Below are 11,342 nucleotides of genomic sequence, written 5' to 3' on the forward strand. Positions count from 1 at the left end.
GGCTCCTAACGGATGGGGTTGTGGACGGTGACCAGCTTGGTGCCGTCGGGAAAAGTGGCTTCGATCTGGACGTCGTGGATCATCTCAGGCACGCCTTCCATCACGTCTTCGCGGCGCAACAGGGTGCTTCCGTAGCTCATGAGTTGGGCGACTGACTTGCCGTCGCGGGCGCCTTCGATGAGCTCGTAGCTGATGATCGCCACAGCTTCGGGGTAGTTCAGTTTGAGCCCCCTCCCTTGGCGACGCCGTGCGAGGTCGGCGGCCACCACGATCATGAGTTTCTCCTGCTCACGGGGCAAAAGATGCATGGTTACTCCTGGGACGCCGGGCACTTGGACATTGTGTTCAGCGTAGGGAGCGGAAGTTTCGGCTACGTTTCCACGGCGTCACGGGCGGGGGTCGATTTCTCAGGAATTGACCTCAACCATTGTTGAGGTTCTAGCATCAATGAGGTGTGCGTCTGAGAGGCCGCCATCCCCACCAGCCCCATGAAAGTGCGTTAATGACCCATCCCAAGCCCGTGCCATCCGAACCAGTCGGCGAACTTTTCAGGGCCGCGTTCCGCGCCCATCCGGCAGGAGTCTCGATTGTCACAGCAACGGGTCCAGAGGGAGCAGTGGGGCTGACGGCATCATCGGTGGCATCTGTGGCCGTGGATCCGGCGATACTCGCTTTCTCTGTGACCGGCGGGCGATCAGCTTCCGTCATCGCAGCCGCGCAAACAATCGTGGTCCATCTGGTGGGCGCCGATCAGCTGGAGCTCGTCCGCGCCTTCGCGGACCCATCCGCCCCGCGATTCACGGACACCATGGAATGGGAGGTCCTGCCCACAGGAGAGCCCCTGCTCAAGGAGGCCGTCTGGGCATTACGGTGCGAAATTATCCATCGGGCGCCGCTGGGGGGCTCAGTGCTGCTGGCAGCGAAAGTTGTGGACATCCGGGCTAACCCGTCCGGTTCAGCTCCACTGGTTTATCACAACCGGGAGTTCCACACGCTGCTCGCGAGTGTTCCAGCCGGGGCTTAGCTGCGGCTTAACTGCGAGGTTAGGTCTTCATGAGTGCCACGTAGCCTACGCCCACCGGGTTTCGATCGCGGCAGGCCGCAGCTGGCTGGCGCGGATCCTCTCCAGATCGAACTTGTTGCTGCGGTCGAAGTTGAAGATGCCGTTCTTCTCCTGGAACACATCCGTCAGCTGCGTGTAGCAGTAACCGAACATATCCTCGTTCTCCAGCAATACGGCACAGAGTCCATCGAAGCGGGTGTAGAACTCTTCCTCACTGCTGACGCGCTGGCCGTAGCCCCATGAAGAGGCGACGTCGCTTCCGTCCACGGCCTGGCGGGCCTCAAGTTCGTTCCACCAGATCCCGCCGAATTCGGAGACGAAGTAGGGCTGGCCTGCATAAGGCACTGAATACTCCTGGCCGTCCGCCGTGCGGTTGATGTACGGCTTTCCGTCCGCAAGGCCCTGTTGTTCCATGCGGAACCGGTCCGGATCCTGTTCATACGAGTGCGAGTCGTAAATGTCGGTCTCCCGAATGCGATGTGAGTAACCGGAGGCATCGATGACCGGACGCGTAGGATCAGCGAGCTTGGTGGCAAGGAACATGGCTTCCGTGACGTCATCAAGTATCGTGGGGCGATCGTGCATCACTTGGTGGGTCTCGTTGAGAGGGCACCAACCAATGATGGAGGGGTGGTTGAAATCGCGCTTGAGCACCTCCAGCCATTGCGCCACGAAGCTCGCTGTGGGCTTTTGATTGTGACCCACCGTTCCGCCACCGGAGACACCCCAGTCGCCGAACTCACCCCACACCAGGTAACCCAGGCGATCGGCGTGATAGAGGAAGCGTTCCTCAAAGACCTTCTGGTGCAGCCGGGCACCATTGAAGCCTGCGGCCATGGACAATTCAATGTCCTTGACGAGGGCAGCATCGTCCGGCGACGTCATCAAGGACTCCGGCCAGTAGCCCTGATCCAGGATCAGCCGTTGGAAGACTGCTTTGCCGTTGATGCGGACCACTTTGCCGTCCAAGGCAACCGATCGAACCGCTGCGTAGCTGCTGACCTGATCAATCACATTGCCGGAGGAGTCGCGGACACTGACCTCCAGGTCATAGAGGAAAGGATCTTCGATGGACCAAGGGCGCAGTGATTCTGCAGGGATTTCCAGTCGAAGGGAGGGCGTGAGATCCAGGTCGGCTTTGGCCGTGGCTTCTACACGCAGCTCGCTGTCATCGCTGAGGACGGCGGTGACAGAATGTCCACTTCGGTTCTGGCTGACCGGCACCTCCAGGGTGATGCTGGAATCGGCAAGGTTGGGCGTCATGCGGAGGCGTTTGATGTGAATCTCAGGCACCGCTTCCATCCAGACGGTCTGCCAAATTCCGGTGGTCCGCGTGTATTGGCAGTGGGTGTTGTTGTACCAGGTGGCTTGCTTGCCCCGGGCCTGCATCTCGTGCCGTGAGTCTCTGGCTCGAACCACAACCACAGCGTCCGTACCGGGCTCTGCCGCTCCCCCGAGGTCTGCCGTGAAAGGCGTGAACCCGCCACGGTGACGGGCTACTTCCACGCCGTTTACCCACACCGTGGCGTCGTGATCCACCGCGCCAAAATGCAAAAGGACGTTCTGTCCGGCCCACTCCTGAGGGATGGACACGGTGCGCCGGTACCAGACGGCTTCCATGAAATCTACGTGCTCAATCCCCGAAAGGGCGGACTCCGGTGCGAACGGAACCAGGATCCGGCTGTTGAGTTCACGCGTGGTGAGTCCGCGCTCCAAACCGGAGTCACCGGCGTCGATCTCAAATTCCCAGGTGCCGTTGAGGTTCAGCCATGTGTCACGGACCAGCTGTGGACGGGGATGCTCGGGCTTGGGGAGGGAGGGAATCACATCAGAGTACGTCAAGGCCTGTCCTTCAAAAACGGGATGGAGGAGTCATTCCAGTGAAGCGCATGCCATGGAAATTTGCACTGGCACCAGGAATCGTGCCATTCCTCCACCTCGTCCTGGTCAAGAATCGGCCTAGTTGTTTCGGCCCCGAGCCGCAACGCTCCACTGCTCCACCACAGCCCCGCCGCGCACCACAGTGACCTCGTCCACCAGGTTCATAGTGAGGCACACATGGTTGGGGATGACTCGGAGCCGCGCGCCCAAGGGCGGCAGTTCCGAGGAGTCCGGCCACACAACCGTGGCGTGGTGCTCGGACAACGCCGTGACGCGAGCCTCAGGGAATTCGGGGAGCCGCCCGTACCCGGTAGCCCAGTCCGGGCGGTCACTGCCCAGGATCTTGCTGCCGGCGTCCACCACAACCCGGCGCACGTTCCCGCCACGGGCTTCGTGCCTGCTGACCACTGTGGCCGCGACCGTCAGAGCGATGTCATCCCAGCCGCAGCGCTCCAGTTCCAGTTGCTGGGCGTCGCCGAACACATAAACTCCGGGACGCAGTTCCGTAGCTGCTGAATCGCCAGCGATCAGGGCCGTGGGCGTGGACCCCCCGCTGATGGTCTTCACGTGGAAACCAGCGGAAGTCAGAGCCGTTGCCGCAAGACCCAGCGCTTCATTCTCGTTACCCGCAGCACCTGTGGGCATACCGGGCTTGTAGCTATGCCCCGGGAAGGTGAAAACACCGGCCACGGCCAAACCCGCCGCCGTGGCTGCCCTGGCAACATCCACCACCTCGTCCGGCAGGACTCCGCTTCGGTGGTGCCCGCTGTCCACTTCGATCAGCACCTCAATACTGCCGGCATCCGCGCCAAGTTGGCCGCCCATCGCCGTCGCGCTTTCCGCCGAATCCACGCCGACGGCGAGGCGGCACGTGGCCGTCAACGCGCGAAGACGTTCCGCATGCGGCGCTTCAACCCAGAGGGGGTAAGCGATGAAGATGTCCTTCACGCCGTCCGCAGCGAAGACCTCGGCCTCGCCGATCGTGGCCACAGTGATGCCAACGGCTCCCGCGGCGAGCTGCTTGCGCGCAATTTCCAGCGTTTTGTGCGTCTTCACGTGCGGACGGAGTCCCAGCCCGCGCCCGCGCATGCTCGCCGCCATCCGTTCGATGTTCCGGTCCAGGACATCGGGGTCGATCATGACGGCAGGGGTGATGAGGGCGGCAGGAATAGCGTTCATTCATAAACCCTAGCGGCCGGGACAATGACGACCTACGGAGCGGACTGCCTGACCCGCATTTCGAACGCCGCCGCCGGCTGCTGGACGGCACGCAGCGCATCTTTGCTTTCGATCCGCTGGATGAGGAGTTCGACGGCGCGCTCCGCAATTTCCGCCCGCCCCGGCGCCACAGTAGTCAACGACGGCGACGCGAACCGCGACTCGTCAATGTCATCGAAGCCAGCCACGGCAATCTCCTCCGGGACTTTCCGGCCACGGAGCAGGAGTTCGTGCATCGCCCCTAAAGCGAGGGCATCGTTGAGCCCGAAAACCGCGTCGAATTCCACGCCGCTGTCCAGCAACCGCGCGGTGGCGTCAGCACCGCCGTCGCGCCTCCAATCGCAGGGGACCACCAGCGCCGGGTCATGCTCCACCCCGGCGTCAGCGAGCGCAGCCCGGTAACCGCGGAGGCGGAGGCCGTTGCTGCCGGCTTCGTCGCCGTCGTGCGCGCCCAGGACGGCTATACGACGGCGGCCGCCCGCCAGCAGGTGCGTGGTGACGGCGGCGGCAGCCTCCTGGTTTTGGATGAGGACCATGTCCAGCCGGGGGTCCTGCACGAATTCGCCCAGGAGGACCAACGGTTTCTTGCCGGCGTGGGCGATGATCTGCTCGGCTTGCAAGGCCAGTGGGATGAAAAGGAGGCCGTCGGTGAGGCTGCGGAACTGGCCCTGAAGCGCAGCTTTCTCGTGCTCTGCCTCGTTGCCGGATTGCTCCACCAAAACCCGGTAGCCGCGTGCCCAAGCGGCCTTCATGATGTCCGAGGCCAGCTCGGCGTAGTACGGGATGGAGAGGTCGGCCAGCACCAGCCCGATCATGTTGGTCTTTCCGGAGCGGAGGCTTCGGGCCGTCAGGTTTGTTTGGTACCCGAGCTCTTCAATAGCATCAAGGACCCGCTGCTTGGTGGCGGGCCGGATGAACTCGTAGTTGTTGATGACATTGGAGACCGTCTTCAAGGACACTCCTGCCGCGCGTGCGACGTCGTTCATGGTCACGGCCATGCAGGGCTCCTTCTGGTTCATTTCCGGCTCGGTATACATCGTTGCAGATGTAGTGAGGTGTCCGCGCCTGCGCCCCGCCACCTGTCACATTCCGCTCATCCCCGTGCAACGCGCCTGCAACATAGATGCGCAATGCTGGGGGCAACGGACGGATACAGCTGAGGGGAGCAGACATGAGCATTGCAAACAGGGATCTATTTCAGGCACTGAAAACGCAGGCCAGCCTGGCGCAGGCATTCGGCACCATGCCGGGTAGCCAGGACGAGCCACACGCACTGAAGCCGGGTGAATACGTTGAGGCTTGGCACAACGGCCGCCTCTATCACCGGGGCACCGTGGTCAAAACAGTAGTGGGCACGGACCTCTTTTGGCTCCAGGACGAAACCGGCAGCCGACGCCTGCTGGACATGGAATCCATGGAGATCGTGACCGGTGACCAGCCTGCCCCGGCGCCCGCAACGCAGGCACCGGAGCCGACCCTGTCAGCCACTGTGACACCAATTTCTGCGTACCCCATGTTCCACGACGGCACGCAGCAGATCGCCTAGCTCTCGTGGGACTTGCCTAGGAGTCCAGCGACAACCGGATCATGCTCCAACTCACGGCCGGAAGTTCTGCGGTGAGCCGACCGCCGTCGAGCTTTGCACTGACGTTTTCGGACGGCAGGACTGACGTCGAGTCGTCAGCCGTTGCCTGCCAGTACGGGTCCTTGTTCGTGTAGGTCACGGCCTCGATGACTTTGCTTGCGCCGAGGCTTCCGACGGCGGCATCCAGCGTCAGCGCGTCCGTCGCCGAGCGGTTCACAGCGAACACCACGGCCTCTTTGGCTTCGGAGTCATAGGTCGCGACAGCTGACAGTGACGTGAACCCGGACGTCTTTTTACTGTCCAGCAGCGGGGACTCGACGGCCAGGTTCAGCACCGTACCCGAGGCGTGCTGGGATGTGAGCGCGAACGGGTGGAACGTGGTCTGCTTCCAGGCTCGGCCACCCGGCTCGGTCATGATCGGCGCGATCACGTTGACCAACTGGGCCAGGCTGGCAGAATGCACCCGGTCCGTGTTCCGCAGCAGCGTAATGAGGAGATCGCCCACCACCACGGCGTCCGCCACGGTGTAGCGGTCCTCGAGCAGCACCGGCGCCACAGGCCAGTCATCCCCTGTAGGTGCCTTGGATTCGTCGCGCGACATGTGCCAGACGTTCCACTCATCAAAGGAAATATTGACCTGCTTATCGGACTTAGTGGACGACTTCACATGATCGATGTGTGAAACCAGGTCCTTGATAAAGGCCTCCATCCGGTGCCCGGCAGACAGGTGTTCCTGCAGGTCCCCGAAGTCCTCGAAGTACTGGTGCGCGGAAATCAGATCCACCAGCTCGTACGTCTCGTTGAGGACCACACGCTCCCATTCGCCGAACGTGGGCATGGTGGGCGCCGAGCTCCCGCAGGCAACCAGCTCCAGGTCCGGGTTGACCATCCGCATGGCCCGGGCAGTCTCCGCCGCGACCCGCGCGTACTCGCCGGCCTTTTTGTGGCCGATCTGCCAGAAGCCGTCCATCTCATTCCCGAGGCACCACATGGTGATGTTGTGAGGCTCGACGGCGCCATTCGCCTTGCGCTGTTCGGACAGGGCCGTCCCACCCTTGATGTTGGAGTATTCCAGCAGATCCAATGCTTCCTGTGTGCCCCTGGTGCCCAGATTCACGGCCATCATGGGTTCGACTCCGGCCTTCGCTGACCATTTGGCGAACTCGTCCACACCCACCAAATTGGGGTCGCTGGAGTGCCATGCGAGGTCGAGGCGCGTGGGGCGGTCCTCCTTGGGCCCTACCCCGTCTTCCCAGCGGTAGCCCGAGACGAAGTTGCCGCCCGGATAGCGGACCGTGGAGACGCCGAGTTCCTTGGTGAGTTCCAGGACGTCGGTGCGGAAACCGTCGTCGTCGGCTTTGGGGTGCCCGGGTTCGAAGATGCCCGTGTACACACACCTGCCCAGGTGCTCCACGAAAGCGCCGAACGTCTTCCTCCTGACAGGGCCCACGACGAACGCGGGGTCGATGGTGATTTTGGCCGTGGGGTTTTCTGGGTTTCCCAAAGGGTGGGTCCTTGTCTGCTGGTTATTTCGGGTTTCTACAACGTTATAGAAACCATGCTGGCGTTACGCAGGGGTGGGAGTCAAGAGATTTTTTCGGGAAACCCCGCCCAACGGACAATTCACCCTGGCACGCGGCGGTGATTTGTCCGTTGACGGGGGTCAGAGCGCCCGCGCGTCCGGGCGGAGACAAAAAACAGGCCGGAGACTCAAAGTCTCCGGCCTGTTTAGGAGGGTGGGCCCTGTGGGGATCGAACCCACGACCCACGGATTAAAAGTCCGATGCTCTACCAACTGAGCTAAAGGCCCCTCCAGCTGTTGAAACAGCCATGAATACTGTACCCCAAGGTCAAGGCCAGCGAGGAACTGGAGGTGATGTGCGCCGTCGTGACCTTCTTTGAGGAGAAACACGACGGCGGGAGCCTGGGGCGGCGTGTCGAACCCTATGCGGCGCCAAAGTAGGTGGTGGCGGCACCGGGCGCCGACTGGCCAGGGTCCTTACTCGACCCCACCAGAGCACAGGAGTACGGTGAACTCATGAGCGAACAGCCAGGATCACGTGCGTACGGCGGAGCAAACAGGCACCACAAGCCCAAGCCCTTCGCGCCCATCGATTTCGAACCGTTCGCAGGTGGTGCCGACCCCGCGCGGGTCTCGGAAGCAGCCCACCTCGCCGCGCAGGCGCTGGTCAGACGCGGCCGCGACAGCGACGATCCCACGGTCACAAGCCGCCTGGTGAAGCTGGCTGACGAGCAGGGCCTCGAAGCCATCGCCGAGATGTGGGCCGAAAGTCCCGCGCGCTCGTTGCCCGGCGCGCTCTGGAGGCTCTATGCCCTCCGCGCCGCCACCATTCAGAATCCTGAGAGGATCTCCGTTTACTTCAGGGCCGGTCGCGACACCGCGCAGGTGTCCAATGTGGTGGCAGGTGCCGCTGAGCCGCCGGGAGCCGAGGAAATGAAGACCATGGCTGACGCCATCTTGTCCGGCGCTTTCGACGGCGAGTTCGACGTCGCGCTGGAACGTTCCGCCGCTTTCTGCCGCGTAGTGGCGCTGGGCCAGGCGACTCTTGCCGACGGCGCGGAGCACAGCAACGAGGGCCATGCCACCAAGCTAACCCGCAATTCACACCAGCTGGTGAAGACCGCCGAAGACCTTGAGCACGCGGCCAATGCGTGGCGCCTGGGTGAGCTGGACTAGCCGGAAAAAGGGGCCAAACCTACCCACGTCGGGCCCGGCCTGTCAATGTTGACTTAGCCCGCCTGACGGTGAAAACTAAAGCTGGTGTCGAACCGCGAAACCCCCGGGCTTCAACATATAGCCGCTTCGAGCGGCCTACCGCCGAGAGGCGTATCCGGTTCGGCACCATTTTTATGCCCAAACGCCGAAGGCCCGGACTGGCAGTGATGCCGGCCCGGGCCTTCGCGGTATTAACTACTTCAGCGTGACCGTGGTCTCAGCTGTTTCCTTCTTGTCATGATCAAGGTCGCCGGCAGCATCCTGCGGCGTCATGGTCACCTTGATTTCGGTTTCCTTACCGGCCGTGTAGGCAAAGTTCTCCGCAATGTTGAAGGACTCACCCGGCTTCAGCACGAACGGGTCCTTCTCCTTCAGCTTCACGCCGGAGCTGGAAAGTCCGTGCTTCTTGTACCCATCGCTGCTGGAGTCCGAGGGCATTCCGCCGAGGTACTTCCAGTCCGTGTACTTTGCGTTGGGAGTGATCAGCGAGTGGCTCAGGGGGATATCAGCTGAAGAGGTGTTGGTCACCACGTAGTTCAGGTACACCACGGGGTCGCCCTTCTTGAGCAGGTTTTCCTTGGTTTCCTTGTCCACGAACATGCTGTCCTTGGATGCAACGTCAGTGGCAACCTGGTAGACATCCACACTGAAGCTGTCGCCCTTGATGGTGCCCAGTTTGTCCCCGGCCTCGGAGATTGGCAGTGCCCAGGCGGCTACCTTGTACGAGCCGGAGGAAGTGCCGGCGCCCTCGGACGAGGTGGAGGCCAGCGGGGACGCAGACGCGGACGGTGAAGCCGCGGCGGAGGAGGACGATGACGGTTCGGAACCCGCCGTGGAGCCTGCTGTGGTCCCACCACAAGCCGTCAGGGCCAACAGGCCGGCTGCGGCGATACCGGAAATTTTCATGACATAGTTCAAGCGCATGCTTCCCCCATTGAGTGGATTAATTGGTACTTGACCAAGTGTCGCATGGTTGCGGAGGCACAGCGATGGGGAGAAGTACCCGCAACGCTGCGTGAACTTCGCAGACCTCGCGGCAGTGCCGGTAAAGTTGGGACCGAAACGGGCGGCGTCAAGTCAAACTGCCCGTGCCCACCCGTCCCCAGCCCGGAAGCGACATGAAGCTGCGCCTTTTTCCCCAGGAACCTGCCGGGCTCGTACTGCTCGCGCAGATGGCCGGCGTCATTGTTGCCGCGACTGGAACGCTCTCGGAAATACTCGGCGCGCCGGCCAGTGAGCACCAGCGCCTCGCCGAAGAGCTGCACGAGCACGAATCCAAATCCTTGGACCTCCATTTCGCGCTGCTGACGCACATGCGGACCAGCTTCGTGAACCCGCTCCCCCGCGAGGACATGTACACCCTCTCCCGCCACCTCAACGAGGCCATGGAGAAGCTCGACGCAGCCGGGGACCTCGTAGCGCTCTACAAACTGGACCGACTGCCCAAACGTGCTGCGGACCAGCTGGAGATCATCAGCCGGCAGGCCGAGCTCACCGTGGATGCGATGCGAAAGCTCGAGGACCTGGACGAGCTTGAGGACTACTGGATCGAAATCCTGAGGCTCGCCAAGCGTGCAGAACGCTCCCACCGGATCTGGGTGGCCGAGATGCTCAAGGACATGAAGTCCACGCAGTATGCCCGGCATCGCGACATCGCCAACCAATTGGTGGAAGTTACCAAGGACATGCGGAAGGTCGCCACTCAGGTGGGCAGCATCATCGTCAAGGAATCATGACGTGACCCTCGCCTTCCTGGTCCTCGTCGTTGCTTTGGCCTCCGGGTTCGCGTTCCTCAACGGCTTCCGCGACGTCTCCAACGCCGTCGCGCTTTCCACCCGGACCCGCGCCCTCACGCCGTCGATTGCTGTGCTGCTGGCGGCCATCTTCAATTTTGTGGGTGCCATGCTCAGCGGCACGTTCATTCTCGCCTTCACGCAGTCGTGGATCACTCTGCCCAGTGGGACCAGCGGCCTCACCATGCTGGCCTCCGCGCTCACCGCCGCTATCTTGTGGGGCGTCTACGCGTGGTGGCGCGGCATTCCCTTGTCTTCGACGAACTCGCTGGTTGGCGGGCTGATTGGTGCCGGCGCCGCGAGCATTCTTGTGGGCGGGAACGCGGTGGGCGGCATGGACAACGTGCTGCTCGCCCAAGTTGCCCTGCCCCTGCTGCTCTCGCCCGTGATCGCGTTCGTGGCTGCGTACCTGCTGGTTTGGCCAGTGACGTGGGCTGCACGCTACACGCAACCGAACGTGGTCAACCGGCGGTTCCGCCGGGCGCAGGCCGTCTCCACCGCAGCCGTGGCGTTCGGCCACGGACTCCAGGATGGTCAGCGCACGGCAGCTGTGATGGTGCTCGCGGTCGTGGCCGCGGGCCTGTCCGGCGGCAGCGACGTGCCGCTCTGGATCCTGCTGCTCACAGCCATCATGCTCACCGCCGGCACCATGTTCGGCGGCTGGCGGATCTCCCACACCCTTGGACACAAACTGATTCGGGTTGATCCACTGCGAGGTTTCGTGGCACAAACCTTGACGTCCGTGATGCTGTTCGTGGGCGCCATCGGTCTTCACCTGCCACTCTCCACGACGCACACGTTGACCGCGTCCGTGCTGGGTGCCGGCGTGAACCAGCGGTTCCACACTGTAAATAGGCGCTTGGTCCGGAGAATCCTGTTGTTCTGGGTGGCAACGCCGTTGATCACGGCCGCAGCGGCCTTCATCCTGGAGCTGGCGTTCTCGCCCCTCGCGGACCTCTAACCCTCGCGGACGCACCGAACTAAGTAACAGCAAATGTCGCAGTGAGCCCTCAGTTGGGCAAGAAAAAAGAACGGAAGAGCGTTGTGTAGGGAAAGAGTGTCACT

The 11,342-nt window shown here is 62.5% G+C and carries 11 protein-coding genes and 1 tRNA gene; 5 read left to right on the top strand and 7 right to left on the bottom strand.

The genetic code is table 11. The features are described 5' to 3' along the window. Nucleotides 1-5: 5 nt before the first annotated feature. On the bottom strand, nucleotides 6-308 hold the full coding sequence (locus tag MOD31_RS11850) for an urease subunit gamma (RefSeq protein ID WP_142937136.1): 303 nt from the start codon (nucleotides 306-308) through the stop codon (nucleotides 6-8). A 194-nt stretch (nucleotides 309-502) separates the two neighbouring features. On the opposite strand from MOD31_RS11850, the gene MOD31_RS11855 reads away from it, so the two are divergent. After that, nucleotides 503-1,024: a flavin reductase family protein gene (locus tag MOD31_RS11855; RefSeq protein ID WP_250820699.1), complete on the top strand. Its 522-nt coding sequence runs from the start codon at nucleotides 503-505 to the stop codon at nucleotides 1,022-1,024. A 45-nt stretch (nucleotides 1,025-1,069) separates the two neighbouring features. Here MOD31_RS11855 and MOD31_RS11860 read toward each other — a convergent pair whose 3' ends face one another. From MOD31_RS11860 to MOD31_RS11870, 3 genes are all read right to left on the bottom strand, one after another. Further along, entirely contained in the window at nucleotides 1,070-2,890 is a 1,821-nt protein-coding gene (locus MOD31_RS11860) for a glycoside hydrolase family 2 protein (RefSeq protein WP_250820727.1), read from the bottom strand. Nucleotides 2,891-3,022: 132 nt separating this feature from the next. After that, nucleotides 3,023-4,123, bottom strand: coding sequence for a D-TA family PLP-dependent enzyme (locus MOD31_RS11865; protein WP_250820700.1), 1,101 nt, complete (start codon nucleotides 4,121-4,123; stop codon nucleotides 3,023-3,025). A gap of 32 nt (nucleotides 4,124-4,155) precedes the next feature. Further along, complete coding sequence (locus tag MOD31_RS11870; RefSeq protein ID WP_250820701.1) at nucleotides 4,156-5,160, bottom strand: LacI family DNA-binding transcriptional regulator; 1,005 nt, start codon at nucleotides 5,158-5,160, stop codon at nucleotides 4,156-4,158. A gap of 173 nt (nucleotides 5,161-5,333) precedes the next feature. Between MOD31_RS11870 and MOD31_RS11875 the strand changes: the two genes are divergently transcribed. Further along, nucleotides 5,334-5,708 carry a hypothetical protein gene (locus MOD31_RS11875; protein ID WP_142937140.1) on the top strand — a complete coding sequence of 125 codons (375 nt, stop codon included), beginning with the start codon at nucleotides 5,334-5,336 and terminating at the stop codon, nucleotides 5,706-5,708. Nucleotides 5,709-5,724: 16 nt separating this feature from the next. On the opposite strand, the gene MOD31_RS11880 is transcribed toward MOD31_RS11875, so the two are convergent. Both MOD31_RS11880 and MOD31_RS11885 read right to left on the bottom strand, forming a co-directional pair. Then, the gene (locus tag MOD31_RS11880) at nucleotides 5,725-7,251 is read right to left on the bottom strand and encodes an alpha-N-arabinofuranosidase (RefSeq protein ID WP_250820702.1); all 1,527 of its coding nucleotides are present in this window, start codon (nucleotides 7,249-7,251) and stop codon (nucleotides 5,725-5,727) included. Nucleotides 7,252-7,484: 233 nt separating this feature from the next. Beyond that, nucleotides 7,485-7,557 (bottom strand) — tRNA-Lys (locus MOD31_RS11885). Between the two features lie 228 nt (nucleotides 7,558-7,785). On the opposite strand from MOD31_RS11885, the gene MOD31_RS11890 reads away from it, so the two are divergent. After that, nucleotides 7,786-8,445 carry a hypothetical protein gene (locus tag MOD31_RS11890; RefSeq protein WP_250820703.1) on the top strand — a complete coding sequence of 220 codons (660 nt, stop codon included), beginning with the start codon at nucleotides 7,786-7,788 and terminating at the stop codon, nucleotides 8,443-8,445. A 234-nt stretch (nucleotides 8,446-8,679) separates the two neighbouring features. Here MOD31_RS11890 and MOD31_RS11895 read toward each other — a convergent pair whose 3' ends face one another. Beyond that, nucleotides 8,680-9,408, bottom strand: coding sequence for a hypothetical protein (locus MOD31_RS11895; RefSeq protein ID WP_250820704.1), 729 nt, complete (start codon nucleotides 9,406-9,408; stop codon nucleotides 8,680-8,682). A 194-nt stretch (nucleotides 9,409-9,602) separates the two neighbouring features. Between MOD31_RS11895 and MOD31_RS11900 the strand changes: the two genes are divergently transcribed. Beyond that, the gene (locus MOD31_RS11900) at nucleotides 9,603-10,220 is read left to right on the top strand and encodes a DUF47 domain-containing protein (protein ID WP_043469600.1); all 618 of its coding nucleotides are present in this window, start codon (nucleotides 9,603-9,605) and stop codon (nucleotides 10,218-10,220) included. A gap of 1 nt (nucleotide 10,221) precedes the next feature. Further along, nucleotides 10,222-11,238: an inorganic phosphate transporter gene (locus MOD31_RS11905; protein ID WP_250820705.1), complete on the top strand. Its 1,017-nt coding sequence runs from the start codon at nucleotides 10,222-10,224 to the stop codon at nucleotides 11,236-11,238. The last annotated feature ends 104 nt before the right edge of the window (nucleotides 11,239-11,342 follow it).

Origin of the sequence: Paenarthrobacter sp. TYUT067 (assembly GCF_023656375.1) — a bacterium.
Taxonomy (GTDB): Bacteria; Actinomycetota; Actinomycetes; order Actinomycetales; family Micrococcaceae; genus Arthrobacter.